The organism is Enterococcus sp. DIV0802b, from assembly GCF_050543535.1.
Lineage (GTDB): Bacteria > Bacillota > Bacilli > Lactobacillales > Enterococcaceae > Enterococcus_D > Enterococcus_D entomosocium.
Window position 1 is genome coordinate 2,485,081 of sequence record NZ_CP172941.1, and the last position, 19,584, is coordinate 2,504,664.

At 45.2% G+C, this 19,584-nt stretch carries 22 protein-coding genes; 7 read left to right on the forward strand and 15 right to left on the reverse strand.

Translation table 11 applies throughout. The features are described 5' to 3' along the window. Positions 1 to 24 precede the first annotated feature (24 nt). Positions 25 to 240, forward strand: coding sequence for a DUF378 domain-containing protein (locus IGJ12_RS11645; RefSeq protein ID WP_008379021.1), 216 nt, complete (start codon positions 25 to 27; stop codon positions 238 to 240). 181 nt (positions 241 to 421) lie between these two features. Continuing rightward, on the forward strand, positions 422 to 1,264 hold the full coding sequence (locus IGJ12_RS11650) for a hypothetical protein (RefSeq protein ID WP_008379024.1): 843 nt from the start codon (positions 422 to 424) through the stop codon (positions 1,262 to 1,264). A gap of 63 nt (positions 1,265 to 1,327) precedes the next feature. On the opposite strand, the gene IGJ12_RS11655 is transcribed toward IGJ12_RS11650, so the two are convergent. From IGJ12_RS11655 to IGJ12_RS11665, 3 genes are all read right to left on the reverse strand, one after another. Next, a complete protein-coding gene (locus IGJ12_RS11655) occupies positions 1,328 to 2,107 on the reverse strand; it encodes a sulfite exporter TauE/SafE family protein (RefSeq protein ID WP_005225475.1) in 780 nt (259 codons plus the stop codon). Positions 2,108 to 2,206: 99 nt separating this feature from the next. Continuing rightward, positions 2,207 to 2,941, reverse strand: coding sequence for an ABC transporter permease (locus IGJ12_RS11660; RefSeq protein WP_429967280.1), 735 nt, complete (start codon positions 2,939 to 2,941; stop codon positions 2,207 to 2,209). Then, entirely contained in the window at positions 2,938 to 3,657 is a 720-nt protein-coding gene (locus tag IGJ12_RS11665; protein WP_429967281.1) for an ABC transporter ATP-binding protein, read from the reverse strand. Before IGJ12_RS11665 ends, IGJ12_RS11660 begins: the two co-directional genes overlap by 4 nt. Positions 3,658 to 3,753: 96 nt before the next feature. Between IGJ12_RS11665 and IGJ12_RS11670 the strand changes: the two genes are divergently transcribed. From IGJ12_RS11670 to IGJ12_RS11680, 3 genes are read left to right on the forward strand one after another with little or no spacing between them, the layout of a single operon-like run. Beyond that, positions 3,754 to 4,506, forward strand: coding sequence for a polysaccharide deacetylase family protein (locus IGJ12_RS11670; RefSeq protein WP_429967500.1), 753 nt, complete (start codon positions 3,754 to 3,756; stop codon positions 4,504 to 4,506). Next, positions 4,503 to 5,480, forward strand: a complete 978-nt coding sequence (locus IGJ12_RS11675) for an ABC transporter substrate-binding protein (protein WP_430619055.1) — start codon at positions 4,503 to 4,505, stop codon at positions 5,478 to 5,480. Before IGJ12_RS11670 ends, IGJ12_RS11675 begins: the two co-directional genes overlap by 4 nt. Positions 5,481 to 5,531: 51 nt before the next feature. Further along, positions 5,532 to 5,936 carry an arsenic metallochaperone ArsD family protein gene (locus IGJ12_RS11680; RefSeq protein WP_086317419.1) on the forward strand — a complete coding sequence of 135 codons (405 nt, stop codon included), beginning with the start codon at positions 5,532 to 5,534 and terminating at the stop codon, positions 5,934 to 5,936. 56 nt (positions 5,937 to 5,992) lie between these two features. On the opposite strand, the gene IGJ12_RS11685 is transcribed toward IGJ12_RS11680, so the two are convergent. Together IGJ12_RS11685 and IGJ12_RS11690 are read right to left on the reverse strand one after the other, a co-directional pair. Beyond that, entirely contained in the window at positions 5,993 to 7,255 is a 1,263-nt protein-coding gene (locus IGJ12_RS11685) for a PTS sugar transporter subunit IIC (RefSeq protein ID WP_430619056.1), read from the reverse strand. Between the two features lie 109 nt (positions 7,256 to 7,364). Beyond that, a complete protein-coding gene (locus tag IGJ12_RS11690) occupies positions 7,365 to 8,021 on the reverse strand; it encodes a YczE/YyaS/YitT family protein (RefSeq protein ID WP_430619057.1) in 657 nt (218 codons plus the stop codon). 92 nt (positions 8,022 to 8,113) lie between these two features. Here IGJ12_RS11690 and IGJ12_RS11695 point away from each other — a divergent pair, with 92 nt between their 5' ends. Beyond that, positions 8,114 to 8,785 carry a cyclic nucleotide-binding domain-containing protein gene (locus tag IGJ12_RS11695; RefSeq protein ID WP_151195787.1) on the forward strand — a complete coding sequence of 224 codons (672 nt, stop codon included), beginning with the start codon at positions 8,114 to 8,116 and terminating at the stop codon, positions 8,783 to 8,785. A gap of 122 nt (positions 8,786 to 8,907) precedes the next feature. Here IGJ12_RS11695 and IGJ12_RS11700 read toward each other — a convergent pair whose 3' ends face one another. The 3 genes from IGJ12_RS11700 to IGJ12_RS11710 form a co-directional block, all read right to left on the reverse strand. Further along, the gene (locus IGJ12_RS11700) at positions 8,908 to 10,350 is read right to left on the reverse strand and encodes a glycoside hydrolase family 32 protein (RefSeq protein ID WP_429967284.1); all 1,443 of its coding nucleotides are present in this window, start codon (positions 10,348 to 10,350) and stop codon (positions 8,908 to 8,910) included. 43 nt (positions 10,351 to 10,393) lie between these two features. Then, positions 10,394 to 11,770: a PTS transporter subunit EIIC gene (locus tag IGJ12_RS11705; RefSeq protein WP_015509272.1), complete on the reverse strand. Its 1,377-nt coding sequence runs from the start codon at positions 11,768 to 11,770 to the stop codon at positions 10,394 to 10,396. A gap of 146 nt (positions 11,771 to 11,916) precedes the next feature. Further along, a complete protein-coding gene (locus IGJ12_RS11710) occupies positions 11,917 to 12,912 on the reverse strand; it encodes a LacI family DNA-binding transcriptional regulator (protein WP_042890342.1) in 996 nt (331 codons plus the stop codon). A 363-nt stretch (positions 12,913 to 13,275) separates the two neighbouring features. Here IGJ12_RS11710 and mazE point away from each other — a divergent pair, with 363 nt between their 5' ends. Further along, positions 13,276 to 13,506 carry a type II toxin-antitoxin system PemI/MazE family antitoxin gene (gene mazE / locus IGJ12_RS11715; RefSeq protein WP_087664974.1) on the forward strand — a complete coding sequence of 77 codons (231 nt, stop codon included), beginning with the start codon at positions 13,276 to 13,278 and terminating at the stop codon, positions 13,504 to 13,506. A gap of 232 nt (positions 13,507 to 13,738) precedes the next feature. Here the strand turns inward: mazE and IGJ12_RS11720 are convergent, their stop codons facing one another. The 7 genes from IGJ12_RS11720 to IGJ12_RS11750 all read right to left on the reverse strand — a co-directional run bounded on the left by IGJ12_RS11720 (position 13,739) and on the right by IGJ12_RS11750 (position 19,561). Continuing rightward, on the reverse strand, positions 13,739 to 15,049 hold the full coding sequence (locus IGJ12_RS11720; protein ID WP_016621395.1) for an NCS2 family permease: 1,311 nt from the start codon (positions 15,047 to 15,049) through the stop codon (positions 13,739 to 13,741). Between the two features lie 161 nt (positions 15,050 to 15,210). Continuing rightward, on the reverse strand, positions 15,211 to 15,810 hold the full coding sequence (locus IGJ12_RS11725; RefSeq protein ID WP_086316410.1) for an NUDIX hydrolase N-terminal domain-containing protein: 600 nt from the start codon (positions 15,808 to 15,810) through the stop codon (positions 15,211 to 15,213). A 206-nt stretch (positions 15,811 to 16,016) separates the two neighbouring features. After that, the gene (locus tag IGJ12_RS11730; protein ID WP_016613624.1) at positions 16,017 to 16,637 is read right to left on the reverse strand and encodes a zeta toxin family protein; all 621 of its coding nucleotides are present in this window, start codon (positions 16,635 to 16,637) and stop codon (positions 16,017 to 16,019) included. Continuing rightward, on the reverse strand, positions 16,638 to 17,504 hold the full coding sequence (locus IGJ12_RS11735; protein WP_005234664.1) for a class II fructose-bisphosphate aldolase: 867 nt from the start codon (positions 17,502 to 17,504) through the stop codon (positions 16,638 to 16,640). A gap of 22 nt (positions 17,505 to 17,526) precedes the next feature. Next, the gene (locus tag IGJ12_RS11740; RefSeq protein WP_005225457.1) at positions 17,527 to 17,919 is read right to left on the reverse strand and encodes a hypothetical protein; all 393 of its coding nucleotides are present in this window, start codon (positions 17,917 to 17,919) and stop codon (positions 17,527 to 17,529) included. A gap of 18 nt (positions 17,920 to 17,937) precedes the next feature. Further along, positions 17,938 to 19,227 (reverse strand): PTS sugar transporter subunit IIC, encoded by a 1,290-nt coding sequence (locus IGJ12_RS11745; RefSeq protein ID WP_008379073.1) that lies wholly within the window; start codon positions 19,225 to 19,227, stop codon positions 17,938 to 17,940. 31 nt (positions 19,228 to 19,258) lie between these two features. Continuing rightward, positions 19,259 to 19,561 carry a PTS sugar transporter subunit IIB gene (locus IGJ12_RS11750; protein ID WP_005225455.1) on the reverse strand — a complete coding sequence of 101 codons (303 nt, stop codon included), beginning with the start codon at positions 19,559 to 19,561 and terminating at the stop codon, positions 19,259 to 19,261. Positions 19,562 to 19,584: the final 23 nt, after the last annotated feature.

Below are 19,584 nucleotides of genomic sequence, written 5' to 3' on the forward strand. Positions count from 1 at the left end.
GCGACAACTAGAGAGGAGTTTCCTATGTTAAAAACATTTGATGGGATCGCACTGACACTATTGATCATCGGTGGGATCAATTGGCTGCTGGTCGGCGCCTTCGAGTTTGACCTTGTCGCAGCGATCACCGGCGGCAGCACGTCGATCATTGCCCGCGTCATTTATATTCTAGTTGGGATCAGCGCATTGTATAGCCTAAAATTCTTTCCAGCTATCGCCCGCCAACAAACACTCGACTAAATGAAAATAAAGCCTGCATCTGCGGTGTGCTGACCCCAAAAAAGTTAGATTTTTGGTCTAACTTTTTGAGGTCGCATCTGTGGATGTAGTTTTTTTGTCTACAATCATTGAAAAAAAACACCAGTTGTACTACTCTTGTATTTAACCTACTATTTTCAAAAATATAAAAAGGACGTGACTCATGACCCCACCTACTAGACCCTCGCTGATACGTCGGATACTCGGTCGGATGCTTTTGCTATTGATTTTCTTATTTATTCTAGGTATTATTGGCGGAATTATTGTTTTAAATAACCTCACCATCGCGGAAAATTGGTTTGGTCTGAATGAATACCAAGTCGTTGAAACCAGGCATCAGATCATTCGTTTGTTCCCCTACTTTTGGGTAGCAGGGATCCTGCTGGTCTTTTTGATCGGTCTGATCATCGGCCTCAAAAAACACAAAAAATCGCCATTTTACTGGTTATTCTCATTGCTCTTGCTGCCAGCGATTCTCTTTTGTATTGGCGTAGTTTCCACCTTTTTACCTGTAGACCGCCAACTCTTTCGAGAAGAAACCAGTGCCAAAGAAATTATGGCGGCGCTGCCAAATCAATCTTCATTCAAGGACAAAGAGCTGCAACTGGTCAGCTATAGTTTTCACATCCGCAATGTCCCGCTAAAAAGCGGCATTTATGCAGTTGCGCGAGTGATCAATCCAAACACAGGCCTACAAGACGAGTATTGGTATTACCCAGAAAATCTGTTGACCAAATGGAAAAAAGACGACGATACGATCGAGCTTTCGATGGAAGATACCATTGCCTTTGATGCCATCGACTGGGGCGTCATTCCCAAGATCATCAAGGATTCTGAGGCGCGAGCAGCTCAGCTAGATCACTATGTTCCTGGCGTCAGCATCGTCATTTTAAACGGCTTCCAAGGCGAATGGACTTGGACCGTTGGTTTAAATGGGATTCGTAATCGAACCGAGATCAATTATGTCTATGATCTCAAAGGAAATTATCAATCCGAATGGCAATAAAACAAGCGGCACCTATCCACGTGGATAGGTGCCGCTTTTTCATAGTTAAGCAAGCCGATTGAATTAGAAAAATAGTTGCATGCCATTGTAAATATTGATCAGCAAAACCAAAACGATCACTGTTTGAAAAACCAGTGTCACCCGCTGGGGCGAAAGGACATTGCTAGCCTTTGCCCCGATGAGTCCCCCAACAATGGCTGCCGGAATGACAAACCATAAAACCTTGAGGTCATATAGACCAAAACCTGTCGAAAAAGCGATCGTCAAAATTTTTGCCAGCTGTGAGAAAAAAATCGTACAAATGGAATAAATCGTCGCCTCTTTGATCGGCATGGCAAACAGCAGCATCAATAAAGAAACATTGATGGGTCCGCCGCCGATCCCCAGCAAACTGGCTAGAAAGCCAAGAATCAAGCCGCAAGCTGCATACCAGCCGACTTTTTTCAACGCAAACCCGCGCCAGTTATATTTTGTATACAAAAAAGCAAACAATAGTGTCAGCACAGTCACAAGGATTTGGATCAGCTGAACCATCTTGTCGTCTCGAAAGACCAGTAATAACCGTTCAAAGGCAACATTTCCTAAGATACCACCTAACACAGCGCCGCCAGAAACCCACAAGGCAATCGACCAATTGATTTTCCGTCCACTGGCTAATTGTCTAGCTGTCGAAACGATGGACATCGTGAAGACCGCTGTCGCCGAGTAAAAAGAGATCGCAGCAACAGAATGGGCACCGATAAAATCGAAAATCGGTTTGATCAATACACCACCACCCATACCCGAAACAGCGCCTACTGCATTCGCCAAAACAATGACAATAAAATAGATAAACCCTATCACTCGCTCACTCCTTAGTATTGCGATCAACTTTGTTTTTCTCGCTTGACCGCTCTTTCTTATCAATAAATACTATCATACAATGGAGCAACCATTCATTTTCTAAGATTGCCGGTAACGGCACACCAATTTTTCCAACCAATCGATACTGGCAAAAAGCAGATAGCCCATCAAAGCAATCAGGAGGATACCCGAAAGCATTTGTGGGTAGTCCATTTTTGACCACGCACTTAAGATCAGATAGCCGACACCATACGTCGTGTTATAGTTTTCGGCAAAAAAGAGGGAAGCCAACGCGATCCCGATACTGACCCGCACACTGGCAAAAAGTGCTGGCATAAGCGCGGGCAAAATAACGAAGCGCAAGACATGGCGCCATTGATTGGTATAATTTTTCATGACCTGAAAATACGCTGGTGGGATCTTCGTGACTGCATCACGAATCGAGACGATCACTTGAATGACAATCACCGCAAAAATCAAGAGAATTTTTGAGAGATTGCCTAAGCCAAAGAAAATCATAAAGACAGGTAAAAACGCAACTTTAGGAATCGGATATAAAAAGTAAAGCAGTGGACCAAGCAGCCGATCCACTCTTTGGGATCGCCCAATCAAGATTCCTAACGGCACCCCGACTAGCAACGCCCCACTCAACGCCGCAAATACCCGCAGCAAACTGGCACCTGTGTGGATCAGTAAGACTTCTCGCAGTGCCCAAAAACGTTCGGCCGTTTCTAAAGGATTAGGCAGTGAGCGATTGTTGGTCACCCAGCTTACGCCCCACCAAACCACGACAAACGAACAGAAGCCCCAAGCAAAAGATTTGATGGGTTTCATTGCCTCGCCTCCCTCATTTGTTCTTTCAACTGCAAGACGACTTCATAAAAAGCCAACGAGTCTCGTTCCAGCTGGCTGCCGTAAAATGGATTACTGATCGGCGTAACGTCCTGATCTTTTAATAACAAAATCGTCTGCCCCAAAAACACTGCTTCTTCCGGATCGTGGGTGACCACAATCAAGCCGTTTTGCCAGCGCTGCTGTTGGGCAGCGATCAAGGCTTGGGCGTTTGCTTTGGTTTCTTGATCCAGCGAAGCAGTCGGCTCATCCAATAATAAAACATCGGGCTGTGTGATCAGTCCCCGCCCCATGGCGGTCCGCTGTTTTTGACCGCCGCTAAGCTGATGTGGATAGCGGTCCTGCACCTGCGTCAATCCCAACTCCGCCAAACAGCTTGTGACCCGTTTTTTACGGCTCTCACTGGGTGTTTGATTGATAAGCAGCGGCATTTCCAGCGCTTGGTAGACTGTTTGCCAAGGAAACAAATGCAGTTCTTGGAAAACGACCTCGATGTTGTCAGGGGAACAGCCTTGGTAAGTGATCGTGCCTGATTGCGGTCGCTGCAACCCTTTGATCAAGGATAAAAGCGTGCTTTTGCCAATCCCCGATTCTCCCAGCAGCACATAGGTCGTGCCTTGTTCAAAACAAAACGAAAGATCCTTAAAAATGACGGTTTCCCCATACGTAAAGGAAACGGAATCGAATCGAATACTCATAAGAGAATAAACTTCTTTCTTCAAATTATTTGTGTTGGTTTTCACATTTTATGCTATACTATTTTTTGCGTGATTGACAAGAAAGGATGGTTTATGATGTTTCAGACCCTCGTATTTCATGAAATACGTCCCGAAGCAGAACTTTATGATCAGGTGCGCCCGATCAAAGTCGCAGACGGCTATCAAGATGCCTTGCCTCTGCCCTTATTCAATAGCACTTCTCATTTTAAACAACAAATCGACTTTTTGAAAGCAGAAAATTACCATACGTTGACCCTTGCAGAAGTCAAAGATTTTTATTTCCGGCAGCAGCCGCTACCAGAAAAATCCGTGTTGCTGACCTTTGACGACTGTTATCAATCAATGAAAGAATATGCCTACCCACTGTTGAAGGAAGCTGGTTTCAAGGCCACTGCCTTTGTCGTGACCGGCTGGCTTTTTGATGCCCCTCAGCCTTACGAACCAGAAGTTTCGCGGACATTGAGCAGTGCCGAATTAGCCGAAATGAGCGATGTCTTCGAATATGCCAATCATACCGCTCATTTTCACGAACGCAAGGACCAGCAAGGGCGGTCAATGTGGGAAACACCGGCAGCCTTTGCGCAAGACTTACGAAGCTGCAATCAGCACGTGGCCATCAAGGATGTTTTTGCCTATCCCTTTGGCTTTTATGATCAGCAGACGATCGCAACACTAGAAAAGGAAGGCTTTGTTCTGGCATTTACAACCAAACCTGGCATCAATACGACAAAAACCAAGCCAATGGAACTCCATCGGGCTGTCATCCCGTTCTCACTACCAATGGCTGCTTTTGAACAACGATTTAGAAACGAGGAAATGAACCAATGAAAAAAACGATTTTAGCAAGTATCCTAGCACTATTCGCTGTCGGCGCTGCCGCCTGTGGCAACACTGGCGAAACAGCAAATACCAGCAATTCCAGCACTAGCAGTACAGAAGCTGCGGTCACGGATCAAACATTGACGATCGGGGTGTTACCAGCAGAATCAGCGATTCCGATCATTCTAGCAAAAGAAGAAGGCTTTTTCGAAAAGCAAGGATTGACTGTGGAACTCAAATCCTTCACTTCCCCAAATGACCGCAATGTGGCAGTGCAGGCAGGCGAGCTGGATGGTACGATCAGCGATGTCATGACAGAAGCGACCTTCAAGCAAAACGGCATCGATATGACGATCACTTCTGATATTTTGGAAAACTTCAAGATTCTCGCTTCACCGAATTCAGGGATTACTGAGATGAAAGGGTTAGCGGATAAAAAAATCACCCTTGTACCGAATTTCATTTTAGAATACATCATGGATCAATTTGCACAAGAAAATGATTTTACTTATGACATCGTGGATATCGCTTCTTTTTCTGCCCGTTCCGAAGCATTGCTCAATGACCAAGTCGATGGCGCTGTTTATACGGAACCGCAAGCCAGCATGTTGGCTGCCCAAGGGGCGATTGTTTTAGGCAGCTCTAAAGATGCTGGCATCAAAGGCGGGACGCTGCAATTTATGGACGAAGTCATCCAAAATCGACCGCAAGACCTAAAAGCATTCTACAGTGCTTACAACGAAGCCATCGATTACATGAATGCTCATTCAGCAAAAGACTATGCCGACATCTTGGCAGACTATCAATTCCCAGATGCTATGAGTACTTACTTAGACAGCCAGGAAGACTATCCTTATGCCCAAGCTGTACCGCAAGAGCAATACGACGCGATCATTGCTTGGACGAAAGACAAAGGTCAAATCGACCAAGCGTATTCTTACAACGAGTTGACCAATTTCGATTTTTTACCCGCTGACGAATAAGAAACAACAAAAAAGACGCATTTGCGTCTTTTTTTGTCTTTTCACTTCTTTTTGACACTCTTTTTTGCTCGTGGCAAGAAATTCAGGTATACTTTTGACAAATCAGCTGCCATGAAAGGATTTGATTTAATGCCAACGATCGCTGTTTATGCCGACCAGAAAGAAGATACTTGGGAAGCACACTTGACTCACCAGTTAAAAATAAATGAAGAAAGGACCCAGGCTCATCAAACATTCCATAACGAACCTTTAACGATCGACGAATACTTCTTTACAGAAGATCCTGCCCCTTTTCATACGAATCAAGCCGTCAAGCAGCAATTAGCAAGCAATGGCCGCAGCTGTCTGCCACTCGTTTATGTCGACGATCAGCTATTTTGCCAAGGTCGCTTGCCAACGATCCGTGAATGGGAACAATTGACGAAATCTGGGATCACTGTGCAATTTGATGAGTAGCAGCCACTGTTTTCTTTGCCAGACAAAACAACGCACCACGTGCCAATCATAAGCGTTTAGTTCTCCCCCTTCGCAGCAACTGCGTCGGTAACGCCTTTTTCTTCTTCCGTTAAACTTCGTTCGCTGATTTTAAAGAATGGATAGTAGATCGCCACACTAATCAGTAAGGAAGCCATACTCCAAAGAACAGCAGGGATATTGCCGCCGGTTGCAAGGTAAGTATTGATAAAGGGCGGTGTGGTCCACGGTGGATTGAACATGATTCGCCCAATGACATTGGTGACCGACAAGAAATACGTTCCGACACATAATACAAGGGGTGTCAGGATGAAAGGAATCATCATAATAGGGTTCATCACGATCGGAAACCCAAAAATGATTGGCTCATTGATACAAAAAATAGCAGAGGGCAAAGCCATCTTCCCTAGGGAACGATAGGCTTTTTTCTTTGAAACTAACATGTTGATGATCAGCCCCAGTGTTGAACCAGTGCCTCCATAGCACAAAAACATGATATAAAACCCGCCTGCAAAAATGTTCGGTAACGGTTCGCCTGCAGTGTAGGCATCGGTATTGGCTGCTAATAAAGCTAGAAAAATCGGATCGCCGATACTCCCCATCACATTGCTGCCATGAATCCCTAAACACCAAAGCAACAAAATCAAAAAGGTATACAACAGCATCCCAGGCAATGTGTTTAGACCAACTGCCAGCGGTGAAAAGATGGCTTGCACGAATTGATTGACATTAAATTCCAACAAGACCCGAATCACCCAGGCACCAGTGATGATGGCAGCTCCGGGAAGCAAGACCGAAAAACTCTTGGCAACTGCGGGCGGCACTTCTGCTGGCATCCGAATCACTAAGCGGTGCTTGAGAAAAAAGCGATGGATCACTACTGTCGCAATCGCTGTGACGATTCCTGTAAACAGACCAGATGCCCCCAAAGAAGCTGGATCGATCGTCCATTCTTCCCCCGCCTGCAGCAGCAAAAACGCGCAGACTGCCAACACGACAGAACCGATCCGATCGATCTCATACGAAGCCGCCAAATAGTAGGCGATCCCGATACAAGCGGCCAGTCCCAAAATCCCAAATGTAAAATTGCTGGCGGCGCCTAGTTTGAAGCCAAACTCCCCAACAAAATCGGTCCATCCGGGAAAAGGCAGATTGGCTAAAATCAAAAAGAGACTGCCGATAATCGTCAGCGGCATCGTAACGGCGACTCCGTTGCGCACGGCGACTAAAAACCGATTTTCACTGATCCTAACCAATTTTGGTGCAAAATTTTCCTGAAACCCTTCAATCAACCGATTCATCCTGTCTCCTCCTACTAAACATCTCGATTTTTTAATAAGAGTAGCATAAAAAACGCTTTCTGCATTTTTAAAACACTCGACGCCTTCCCGATTCCAAGAATACTGCTGGCTAACTGTTTCTTTGCCAAATGGGTAAAGCCCCTGCCAAATCACGTTCCTTCGACCAAGCGATGGCACCTGACAGCAAAAAGAAACTAATGACCGTCCCTTCCCTCACCGCTAGCGGTAAGCCCAAACTGATCGCTAGCAAGAGTGCCCCCGAAATACAGACTGCATCAACGCCATAACGGTACTGCTTAAATGTCCAACGACTGCGTTGCGCCAGCAAATGACACCAGTGCTCGATTGGAAATTTCAAGACCTGCAACCGTAGGACTTGTCCCGTCGCCGTTCCAGAAATCAAGATCCCACCGATCAAAGCAGCTAGTTGGCTCCAATAATTCATCAAGTGCAGCGATGCCAAGAAGTAGTAAACAAAGCCATTGATCAAATAGCCGAAAGCCAGCAAAGCGAAAAACATAATCAAGTACTCACTGCCTTTTTGTTTGAGGGACGTCTGCCGCCGATCCAATAGCCAACAGGCAGCTAAAAAGCCCAAGTTGATGGCTGTTGTGATGGTGCCGACTTTGATTCCTGACATCGTTGCCAGCGTAACATTCAAGGCATTAAAACTACTGACCCCAACGCTGGCTTTAATGGTCAAGCTGATCCCGAATGCACTCAGCCCATAAAAAATCCCTGATCCTATCCATTGCTTTTTATTCATTTTTTCTCCCACACTTTCGTTTTTGCTTTTCTAAGTATGTGCTATACTGACTAAAAACAAATAGGAGATTTCTCCTAGTTTGGAGGAAAAAAGTGAAAAAAACCGCTTATGCCTTGGCAATAAAGCAGGTACCAATCAAAGAAAGCTGCCCCTTGCCGATTCCTGAGGAGATTTTACAACAAAGTGCCCTCTGGACCTTTGATCATCGAGAAGCGATCCAAAAAGAAACGGTGCCGATGTCGGTCTTTTTCGTCCTATTGACTGGCAAAGCCAAGATCATTCAAACGCAAGAAAACGGCAAACGTGCCTTGCTGCAGTTTCTCCATCCTGGTGATTGCATTGGCGATCTCACGTTGATTGGCGCCGAAACAGTACCGAAAACCGTGGTTGCGATCGGTGAAACAACATGTCTGGGCATTCCGATGCAAGCAGCAGCTCACGGGCTCATGCAAGACCTGGCTTTCGTACAAACACTAGGCAAAACTATCGGTGAAAAATTGCTGCTGCGTATGGATCATTTTTCCGTCAATCAAACCTATCCCTTAGCTTGGCGCCTTGCTCATCTACTGTTGGAAGCTTCGATCGATGATCTTTTTCAAGAAAAATTGACGGAGACCGCAGAATACTTAGGCGTGAGCTATCGCCATTTGACGTATACCTTAAAAGATTTCAAAACGCAAAAACTAGTCACAAAAACTGAAGACGGCTATCGGATCGATGCGCCTGCGCTGCAGACCTTTATCCAAAACCAACAAAAGCAGTAACATGCAAATAACGACAGCAAAATAGTTGGTATGATACACCCCCTAAAAGCCAGAGAAAAAGCTGACTCTTGGGGGTGCAACAAGAAAAACCAACTGTTTGCTGTCGTTTTCGGGACGTTGCTTTATTTTTTCGCCAATGCCCAAGCATTGACACTAACCGTGCCGGTTCCGCTGAGAGCGATCGCCTCGGTCCGTTTTGGATACACGCGAGAGGTCAAACAATATTGCCCGCCATTTAGGAAGATCTCAATCGAAGACGTATCGACAAAAATCTGCAGCTGCGTCAGCTCATCGACCTTGACACTGCGCTGTTTACGGCCGTAGCCAGAAACGCCATGATGGATCGTGAAGACGCCAGCTTCATAAGCCAAAGTCGTATCTTGCAAAAGTCCAAGCTGGAACTGCTGCAATGGGGCTTCCGCCGTAACTTGCAACTCATATGCCAATTCATCGAAAGACAAGTGCTGCGGTTTCTCTGAAAGCACAATTTTTTGGCTGACTTGCTTGTCCCGCAATTTTTGAAATTCTGGCAAAGGTTCTTGATACAACTGGTCATTTTTGACCGAAAGCTGTCTTGGCAGCGTTGCGGCATGCTGCCAGCCACGAGGGATCGTAGGATTGCTGTACTCAGGACTGGTATCCCCTAGCCCCATCCAGCCCCATAAGATGCGGCGTTTTTGCTCATCTTCAAAGGTTTGCGGGGCATAGAAGTCAAACCCATAATCAAGTTCACGAAACGCAGAAGTTTCTTTAAACGTTAGGGTTTCCCAATCCACCTCACCGATCAGATACCCTGATTGATGAATATTTTGGTAGGTATGTTCTTTGGCTGCCAAGCCCTGCGGCGAGAAGACCAACACATCTTTGCCATCTAAATGGAAGTAGTCTGGGCATTCCCACATGTAGCCTAGAGCATAGTCCTCACCGAAAAAGATTCCTCGATAGGTCCATTCATTTAAATCCGTCGATTCATAAATCAAAATTTTGCCTTCGTTTTCCAACGTACGCGCGCCTAGCAGCATATAGTAGGTGTCTTCGTGGGCAAAAACCTTTGGGTCCCGAATATGATCGGTAAATCCCTCAGGGTAGTCCTCATGAGGAATCACGACTTCTTGCTTTTCGACGGTATAGCCGTCTTTGCTGATTACATGGACCGTGTTTTGTTCTCGTCCACTAAAGGTATAGTCATGATCACCAGGATGTTTGACATTCCCCGTATAGAAGAAATGGATCGCGTCATTCTCGATAAAGGCAGAACCCGAGTAGACCCCGTCTTTGTCATAGTCGTGTTCGGGAGAAAGAAACAGCGCTTCTTCTTGAAACGTGACATAATCCGTCGACGTTTTGTGTCCCCAGTGAGGTGGTTCCCCGCCATGGGGCGTTTGCGGTACATATTGATGGTAAAAATGAACCACGCCTTTGAATTGGCAAAGACCATTCGGGTCGTTCATCCATCCTGTTTCTGGCATCAAATGATAGTTCAAGCGCCACGCATCAGCACTGATTTTTTCTGCTAATTCGTTTTGTGTTTGGGCAAGCTGTGCCCAGTATTCCTTCGTTAACAATGCGGTACCTCTTTTCTCTTGCCGATGAACAGCAAGGGATTATTTATTGATTCAACTCTTTGGCTAGCGGTTTGCGCTGCAATTGGACACCAGCAAAACCGACACCAAAGGCAATCAAAATCACGACAACGTATTTCAGCATGGCACCGAAATCTCCAGTATACAACAATAGTCCTGGAATAAAAGTGATGCCCATCCCAGTGGCAGCTAATTGGAAGACATACGTCGCAAACCCGCCGACTGCGCCTCCCAGCATGCCTGCGCCAAAAATGCGCATCGAGCGTAAGTTGACCCCAAATAGTAAAGGTTCAGTGATCCCAAATAAGGTTGGAACCGCCGCACTGATGGCATTTGAGCGTTTGACTTTGTTTTTATAAATAAATGCCGCAGCGATCGCAGCCCCGAATTGTCCCGCCATACTTGCTGTACCTAAGACTTGTAGGACGTTTTCGCCTGTCGTATTCAATAACCCTAACTCAATAATACTTAACGAATGGTGCAATCCAGTGATCACGATCACTTGCTGAACCCCTCCGTAAATGATATAACCGATGCCCAATGGCGCTTGCACCAAGTAGACGATACTGTTGATGACTGCTCTTTCAGCTACTTGCAAGATTGGTCCTAACGCAAACAAAATCAAACCTAAAGTAATGACGATCGTTAAGAATGGTGTCACGATCAAATCCATCATTTGTGGAACAAATTTACGGAACCATTTCTCTAGCTTAGAAACTAAGATCCCGACAATAATTGCTGGAAAAATCGACCCTTGATACCCAGAGATCGATAAACCGAATAAGTGCAATGGCTCTGCATCCCCGCTGGCAACTGCCCAAGCGTTCGGCAATTGCGGTGCCACCATCATCAATCCTACCACGATCCCGATGATCGGATTACCGCCGAATTTTTTCGTCGCACTATAGGCGATCAAAACAGGTAAAAAGGCAAACGCTGTATCCGTTAACATTTCAAACATAGCTAACCAGTCAGCACTATAGGTGACCCCCAACTCGGTCAATAATCCCCGAATCCCCATCAAAAGCCCCGTCGTTACCAAAGCTGGAATCAATGGCACCAAGACATCTGACAACGTGCGGACAACTTTTTGGACGGGTGACAGATTCGAATAGACATCGTCTTTGAAGCCAGCTTTATCAGCGGAGGCGTCATTGCCCATTTCTGCTGCGAAGGCTTGATACACTTCATTGACTTTTCCTGTTCCAAAAATGAACTGATGCTGTCCCGTGTTGAAAAAATAGCCCTTGCTGCCCTCAACTGCTTCCGCTTTGTCTTTATCTACTAACTGATCGTCTTTCAAAATCAAGCGCAAACGTGTGGCACAGTGTTCAAAGTTTTTGACATTTTCTTTGCCGCCAACAGCTTCTAACACTTGGTCGATCGTTTTTTGTTCCTTCATTTTTCCCACTCCTTTGATCGTCGGTTCATTTGTGGAACCGGTTCTACATCTGTAGATTAACAGAAACCGTTTGCAATTGCAAGCAAAGAAAATAAAAAAACAGAACGCCGCAACTGGACGTCCTGTTTTCTCTAAAAATGTTTGCTTTATTGCTCCTGCTTGTCAAGCTTGGCAGTCGACTGTTTGACCACTAATCGATTCGGCAATTCGATCACTTCAGGAACCTTTTCCCCTTGCGTCAGTTTTTGGATCGTTAAGACGGCATCGATGCCTAACTGGACATAGGGATATTGGGTCGTTGTGATGGTCGGATAGACATAATCCGTCGAATCATAGCCGCCAAATCCGTTCAAGGAAAAGTCTTTCGGCACTTGGTACCCTAGTTCATGGGCGGCTTTCAATACAGCAACAGCAATATTATCGGTAGCACAGGCGATGTACGTTGCCGGTTGATCTTTCAAGAACACAAGGGCTTTTTGGTACGTTTCTCTTCTTGAAAAAGACGTTTCGATAAAGTCGACTTTGACGTTGGGCGTTTGTGCCAAGACATCAAGAAATCCTTTTTTTCGCAAGACACCTACCGCATAATCATTCTCGCTGACCCCAACAAATAAATAACGTCGGTGGCCAGCGCTGACTGCATATTCTGCCATGGTTTTGCCCGCTTGATAATCTTCATGGACGATGGAATGAATGCCAGCTAACTGTTGGCCCAACAATAAAACCGGCATAGGAACCTCTGCCAGCACCGCTTGCAGCTGCGGCGTGATTTTGCGCGCAAAAAGGATCATCCCTGCTACTTTTTGTTTGACTAGCATTTCGATATTTTCTAGTTCCCGTTCATCGCTTTGATCAGAGTTGGTGATCAGCATTTGATAGCCGTTTTCCCGAGCCGTCGTATCGATCCCTTTTAACACATCATTTGTCGAGGGCGAATTCAATCGAGGAATGATCACGCCCAGCAATTTCGTATCTTGGGCTTTCAGCGATCGAGCAAATGTATTGGGGCGATAACCAGTTTCAGCAATGATCTGATCAATTTTTTTGCGCTTTTCTTCACTGATATAGCCATTGTTCAGATAGCGGGAAACCGTACTTTTCGCTACTCCCGCCTTTTCAGCAATGTCCTTGATCGTTGTCATGATTTCCCACCTTTGCATTTTCTTTTATTATAACAATAACTGAAAGAAAAGCGCAGGTTTTGCGTAAAAATTGTTGGGTTGGGCGGTTTTGGAATGAAGCTTCACTTTTTCGTCAGTTCAATACCCTGGTCATTGGTACACCATAAATGATCCATCTAAAAACTTCGTAATTCTGCTTAAAGGCTGAAATCAATTGTTCTGAGATATTCATCCATCTTTTCAAACAATACTTCATTGCGGTTTTTTATCTATCTTATGTAAAGTGAATTTTAAACTTTTGATGTGTTCAAAATACATTAAATCTCACTGTTGTCTTCTCCTTCCATAGTATTGCAAGGTATACTATCTCTAAGAGGTGATACTATGCTTATTACTAAATCAAGTCTACAAGGCAATTCCATCGTCGTTACGCTTCCTTCTGATAACGGAAAAAAACCGCCTGAAAACCAAGAATATGTTGTTGTCTACGCAGAGGATGGGACGATCATTCTTGTTCCTAAAATTGAAGATCCTTTTCATGGTGGAGAGGAATCAGAGTTTTATGAAAAAGATGCGTGGGAAGACCTTTCATCTGAAGGGAGAATGATTTTTTAATAACTAATTTTCAAACTTACATTTCCAAAAAGCGACTATCGCTTGGATCGACTTTTCCCCTTCGTCTGGAAAGGAAATTCAAAAAAAGACGTCCTGTATTAGATATTTACCATTATTCGATTCTGAACATCTTTATAGCAAGCGACATATAAGAAAAAAACCAGTTAAGCCACGCTTAGCTGGTTTTTCATTAGTAGAAATCCAATCCTAAGTTTACATTAAAACGCCTCTATCACACATTCAAAATCCACATAAACCCAAGAAAGACAAAGAACAAGCCGTACATGATCGGTGAGACTTCTTTGCCGCGTTTGGCTGCTAACATGGTGATTGGGTAAAAGATGAAGCCCAAGGCGATCCCATCGGAGATGCTGTAGGTCAACGGCATGCCTAGTAGAATCAAGAAGGCTGGGATTGCGATTTCCATTTCGTGCCATTTGATTTCTCGCAGTGATTGTGCCATCAACACGCCTACGACGATCAGTGCTGGTGCCGTCACTTGAGAAGTGACAACGGATAGCAATGGTGAAAAGAACAAGCCGAACAAGAAGAAAATTCCAGTCGTCACAGCAGTCAAGCCAGAACGACCGCCCACGGCGATCCCAGCGGAAGATTCCACATACGCCCCTACTGGTGAGGTCCCTAATAAAGAACCGGCGAGCATGGCGGTGGAGTCAGAAGCAAGTGCTTTGCCGACCCGCGGCATTTTGTTGTCTTTCATGAAGCCTGCTTGGTTGGCAAGCCCCACCAAGGTGCCTGCGGTATCAAAGAAAGTGACGAGTAAGAAAGTCAGTACTACGACCCACATTTGCAGGGAGTTGATGTCTCCTACATGGTTTAGCGCCACTAAGAATGTGGAAGAAATACTTGGTGCAGCAGAAACGATACTGGATGGTGCTTGGATCAAGCCAGTCAAAAGACCTAAAACAGTTGTTGCGGCCATCCCGATAAAAATTCCACCAGGAACTCGGCGAACCATCAAGACGGCAGTGATCACTAGACCAAAAATCGTCAGCCACGTCGTACCGACACTCAATGAGCCTAGTGCCACAAGGGTCGAATCGTCGGAAACGATGATCCCGCCTTCGCTCAGTCCCAAAAAGGCGATGAACAGACCGATCCCGCCAGAGATGGCGTATTTTAAATCAGCAGGGATCGCATCAATGATCAGCTCCCTTAATTTGAAGATCGTGATCACGATGAAAATCAGTGATGCCACAAACACACCCGCTAATGCTGTTTGCCATGGAACCCCCATTCCAATACAAACTGAATAAGAAAAGAAGGCGTTGATCCCTAATGCGGGTGCCGTAGCGATCGGGTATTTTGCTAAAACCCCCATCAAGATACAGCCCAATGCACTGGCTAGCGCCGTTGCTGTAAAGACGGCACCTTCGTCCATCCCAGATGCCCCAAGGACCGTTGGATTGACGAATAGAATATAGGCCATTGAGATAAAGGTGGTAAAACCAGCTAAGATTTCTCGTTTAACCGTTGTTTGTAAGACATCCAGCCCAAAAAAGGAATTGATTTGATTCTTCATTTTTACTCCTCCAGCAATCAAGCAAAGGTGTCGCCATTGCTTGATTTTTTTATAATGAAAACGACGAAATCAATCATAAACCAACTTTATCTGCAAGTAAATATTATCCGGTTAAAAAAACCAATAAAACGCTTTTTCCAACATCTTACCCTTAGCTGTTTTTAATCAACGTGTAACGACTTCTCATTCATCAATTGCTCCAGCTGTTCCTTGGTGGTGCGCTTGATGGAAAGCTTTGGCAACTCGTTCAACGCAAAGTAATCGCTGTTGGAGGTTTCACTGTTTTTGATAAAGTCCCCTGCCAGAACCTCACATTCAAAGACCAACTTATAGTATTGAAACACTTGCGGAATGTCTTGTCTTAGATTCGTATCAAAAATTGCTCGCAGCTCCTTCACCTCTACTAGCAAACCGGTTTCTTCCAGCACTTCTTTTTTGATGTTTTCCCGAGGCGTCAAGCCAATCTCTGCATAGCCACCCGGCAGTGACCATTCTTTCGTCAGGCTGTCTTCCACTAGCAAGATTTTTTCGTCTTTTTGGATCAATGCTCGTACGTCGACTTTAGGTGTAGGATACCCCTCATTTTTTTCTGTTAAGAGGGTCAACGCAGCTGCGTCTTGATCCACGACGGTACTCATCAAATGCAATGCCAACTCTTTGATTTCTTGGTATCGTTCCTTATCGTACACATCTTTGCCATAGTACAAACCTGCTTCAGCGATCGATAACAGGCGTTTGTATTGCGCAAAATAATCTTTCATCCATTCCCCGCCTTTTCCATTTCTCTGTTATGCTTCTTATTCTAGAGGAAATCGGCGGTTTTGCAAAAGAAAGTCTTCTGAGACATAAGAAACAATCCGTCTTGCTGTGACAGCTAAACTTCCCCAAAAGCTGAGTCATGAGAAATAGCTCATAAAAAAAAGCAGTTGGCATGTACCTAGAACAGGTATAACGCCCACTGCTTTGCTTATTTACTTAGCTCAATTGCGATTCTCTCGATCAACGGACGATAATCCACTTGCTTGTAATCTTCCACATTGACTTCGATAAGCTCCCCTAACTGAAAGTCATCGTAACGGCGATCGGTGATGATTTGCCGAAACGCTTCTTTGGTTATATGGTTGGTTGCAGCTTGTCTATCTTCCAGCACATCCCCGTAATGGTATCGTTCCATGATAAAACTCAAATGACGGTCATCCGCTCGATCACGTATGAAACGTCTTTCCCATAAGGTTTCAAACGAGGCAGTCAAACGTATGGTCAAGCAGTCGTAGCCATAACTTTGAGCGAGAAAAGTCAGCAAGGGCTTCTGCTTTTCACTAAAGGGGTATTCCGAGACCACCAAGCGTTTTCCTAGAGACATGTACAAGCCCAATGCCTGATAGTAAAAAGGCCAAACATACTGCTTTTCGATCTGGGCTTTTTCTGCCAATGAATCAAAGCCGAGGGATTCGGCATAGCATTCTTTGATTTCATCTGGCGTAAGAGCGAAAAGATCAGGAAAACGTGTCTTCAACAGATTCAATAAATAACTTTTTCCAGTTCCAGGGCTGCCTGCCAATAAAACAAGCATCTTTTTGCGTACCATCTATTTGCCGATTGCAGTCGGCGCTTTCGTATTCATGAAAAGGCCGATCTTGTGCTTGACGATTTCTTTGATGGCTTCATTGGATGGGATCACGTTGTGGCGCAAAGATTTGTTGACTTCCGTTGCCCCAAAATTTTCTTTCGCAATCTTCGTCCAGTTGACCAACAATTCAGTACCTACATTAAACTTGCGAATGCCGTTATTGATCAATTCAGGATAATCTTCTTCCTTGACGCCAGTTCCTCCATGAATGACTAGCGGCACGTCGACGACTGCATGGATCTCCTTCAATAACGCAACATTCACTTCGGTTTTGGAGCGGAATTGGCCATGATTGGTTCCGATAGCGATGGCTAGCGCATCGACGCCAGTAGCAGCGACAAATTCTACCGCATCTTCTGGGCGTGTGAAGACTTTATCGTCTTCTTCCACATGAATGCCTTCTTCTGTGCCGCCGATCGTTCCTAGTTCTCCTTCGACGGACACCCCATGGGCATGGGCGTATTCTACGACTGCGCGCGTTTTCAAAATATTCTCTTTGAAGGGCAAATGCGAACCATCATACATCACCGAGCTATAGCCGCTATCAATCGCCGCTTTGATCTCATCGAAATCTCTGGCATGGTCCAAATGCAAGACAGCGTCCACCAGCTCGTGATCGGCAATCGTTTTGACGACATTGACCAAGACATCATAGCCGATGTATTTCGCCGTATCGATACTTGTTTGAATGATGATAGGTGCCCCCATCTCTTTGGCTGCCCGCAGCATGCTTGGCAGCATTTCTAAATTATGGGTATTAAAAGCCCCCACTGTAAAATTCAATGCTTCTGCTGTTTTCGTTACTTCTTTTAATGTTGTATACATCCTTGATTCCACCTCGTCTAGTTTAATTGCCGCTGATCGTAAGTTGTTTGGCGATTTGCCGCATTTCTTCCATTTTATCCATGTAATAGTCGATCTTTGCATCGTCGCCATTTCGTGCGGCGGCGGCACGCTGAGCATTGTAAAGGGACATCAGTTTTTTGTAGCCGTCCCCGATCGATTTCTTCGCCTGCAAACTTTTTTCCAATGCGTCGATCGCTTCTTCTGTGCGAGAAAGTTTTGCCTGGGCTAAGCCTAACGCTTCATACAATTTTGCCTGTTCGTCGATGTCGGTTTCTGCTTGCAACTGACTTTCTAGATTTGCAATAAGCGCTTCTGCCTCTTGGCTTTCTTCAGCGGTCAAAGGAACCGCTGGTGTTTCTGTGGGCTTTTTTTCTTTTTTGAAAAAAGAGAACATGCGTCTTCCTCCTAGCGATTAAAAGTTTTTCAATAAGGGACTGATGATCCAAGCATATAGCAAGGCTGCCGTGACGGTATCCACATCAGTTGCCGTAGCGTTAACAAAGCCCATTTGATTGAAGATCGTTACAAGTAGGGCTGGCAATAACGTAATGAAGAAACCGTGAAAGATCCCTCCGATGATCGCCCCTCGACGTCCACCGACCGCATTGCCGAAGATCCCAGCGGTGCCGCCTGCAAAGAAGTTCGTCAGCATCCCTGGCAAGATCATCGCCAAGCCAAAGACTGGTAAAACGAACATGGCGATGACTGTCCCAATCGTTGTAGTAATGAAGCCTAAAATAACTGCATTGGGGCTATATGGGAAGAACACTGGGCAATCGAGTGCTGGTTTTGCATCAGGCACCAATTTCATGGCGATCCCACGAAACGCAGGGACGATCTCGCCTAAGAGCAACCGAACGCCAGCTAGCAAAACATAGACCCCAACCACGAATTGGATGGCTTGCAAGAAGGCATACATGATATAGTTTTGATCACCAGAGAGCGTAGAAGCAAAGGTTTCTCCAGCAAACAAGACCGTCACGATATACAGTGGAACCATCACGACCATGACAGAAAGATAGGTGTCTTGTAAAAATTCAAAAGAACGTGGCAGTTTGATGTCTTCGATCGATTTTTTCTTCTCGCCTCTTTCCCCAAACAGATAGGCAACGCCTGCTTCAAAGAGGTAGCCGATCGTACAAAAATGTCCGAGAGCAATGTCGTCTGAACCAGTGACTTTGCGAATGATGGGCTGAGCCATCGCTGGCATCGCTACGGCAAAGATCGCCCCAATCAACCCACCGACAAGAATCAAGACAACGCCCCGTAAACCAGCGAAATAGCCAAAGACCGTCGTCATGGTCGCCATCCATAAAATGGCTTGACCCGTCAAGAAAATATATTTCCATTTTGTAAAGCGTGCCAATAAAATATTAAAAACAAAGATGGCTAAAAATGTCAGCGCTATGTCCCGACCCAAGCCCAACTCATTCATCGCTTGCCCGTTGATGGCTTCGATGGAAGGAATTATGCCTTGCATGTCGAATCCTTCTGTGAAAATCTCGCCGAAATAGGTCAAACTACCGACGATGATGCTAGAACCAGCGCTTAAAACCTGGAAGCCCAATAGCGTCTTCAAACTTCCTGAAATGACTTGACCTGCTGACTTTTTCTGAAGCAACAGCCCTAACATCGCGATCAAAGCGATCGTGATCGATGCCTGCGTTAAAATATTATCAATGATAAAATTGATGATGCCCATTTTTTCAAACTCCCTTCGTCATGCCTCTTCCTTACAGTGCGCCTTTTTCCGTTAATACTGGGGTGATTTTTTCTTCGATTTCTGGTTTTGAAACGATGTTGCGTAAATAAATGATTGCGGTTGTCGGGTCCAAAGCAAACTTTTCAAATTGCGTCCGAAAATTCTCTGCCGTAATGATGATGTCTGGTTTCATTGATACTGCTGATGAGATATCGACATGATCCAATTTCGCCTCCACTCCTAATTTCGTTAAGACATCTTCTGTTGACATCTGAGCCGCAAAACTGCTGCCAAGACCTGCACCGCATACGAATAAGATCGATAATTTGTTCATGATTTTTTCCCCTTTTCTTGTTT

Excerpts from the sequence above, each read along its gene's own strand:
- IGJ12_RS11645 (WP_008379021.1), top strand. The coding sequence starts at position 25 with ATGTTAAAAACATTTGATGGGATCGCACTGACACTATTGATCATCGGT.
- IGJ12_RS11650 (WP_008379024.1), top strand. The coding sequence starts at position 422 with ATGACCCCACCTACTAGACCCTCGCTGATACGTCGGATACTCGGTCGG.
- IGJ12_RS11660 (WP_429967280.1), bottom strand. The coding sequence starts at position 2,941 with ATGAAACCCATCAAATCTTTTGCTTGGGGCTTCTGTTCGTTTGTCGTG.
- IGJ12_RS11665 (WP_429967281.1), bottom strand. The coding sequence starts at position 3,657 with ATGAGTATTCGATTCGATTCCGTTTCCTTTACGTATGGGGAAACCGTC.
- IGJ12_RS11670 (WP_429967500.1), top strand. The coding sequence starts at position 3,754 with ATGTTTCAGACCCTCGTATTTCATGAAATACGTCCCGAAGCAGAACTT.
- IGJ12_RS11675 (WP_430619055.1), top strand. The coding sequence starts at position 4,503 with ATGAAAAAAACGATTTTAGCAAGTATCCTAGCACTATTCGCTGTCGGC.
- IGJ12_RS11685 (WP_430619056.1), bottom strand. The coding sequence starts at position 7,255 with ATGAATCGGTTGATTGAAGGGTTTCAGGAAAATTTTGCACCAAAATTG.
- IGJ12_RS11690 (WP_430619057.1), bottom strand. The coding sequence starts at position 8,021 with ATGAATAAAAAGCAATGGATAGGATCAGGGATTTTTTATGGGCTGAGT.
- IGJ12_RS11705 (WP_015509272.1), bottom strand. The coding sequence starts at position 11,770 with ATGAAGGAACAAAAAACGATCGACCAAGTGTTAGAAGCTGTTGGCGGC.
- IGJ12_RS11710 (WP_042890342.1), bottom strand. The coding sequence starts at position 12,912 with ATGACAACGATCAAGGACATTGCTGAAAAGGCGGGAGTAGCGAAAAGT.
- mazE (WP_087664974.1), top strand. The coding sequence starts at position 13,276 with ATGCTTATTACTAAATCAAGTCTACAAGGCAATTCCATCGTCGTTACG.
- IGJ12_RS11720 (WP_016621395.1), bottom strand. The coding sequence starts at position 15,049 with ATGAAGAATCAAATCAATTCCTTTTTTGGGCTGGATGTCTTACAAACA.
- IGJ12_RS11725 (WP_086316410.1), bottom strand. The coding sequence starts at position 15,810 with ATGAAAGATTATTTTGCGCAATACAAACGCCTGTTATCGATCGCTGAA.
- IGJ12_RS11730 (WP_016613624.1), bottom strand. The coding sequence starts at position 16,637 with ATGGTACGCAAAAAGATGCTTGTTTTATTGGCAGGCAGCCCTGGAACT.
- IGJ12_RS11735 (WP_005234664.1), bottom strand. The coding sequence starts at position 17,504 with ATGTATACAACATTAAAAGAAGTAACGAAAACAGCAGAAGCATTGAAT.
- IGJ12_RS11740 (WP_005225457.1), bottom strand. The coding sequence starts at position 17,919 with ATGTTCTCTTTTTTCAAAAAAGAAAAAAAGCCCACAGAAACACCAGCG.
- IGJ12_RS11745 (WP_008379073.1), bottom strand. The coding sequence starts at position 19,227 with ATGGGCATCATCAATTTTATCATTGATAATATTTTAACGCAGGCATCG.
- IGJ12_RS11750 (WP_005225455.1), bottom strand. The coding sequence starts at position 19,561 with ATGAACAAATTATCGATCTTATTCGTATGCGGTGCAGGTCTTGGCAGC.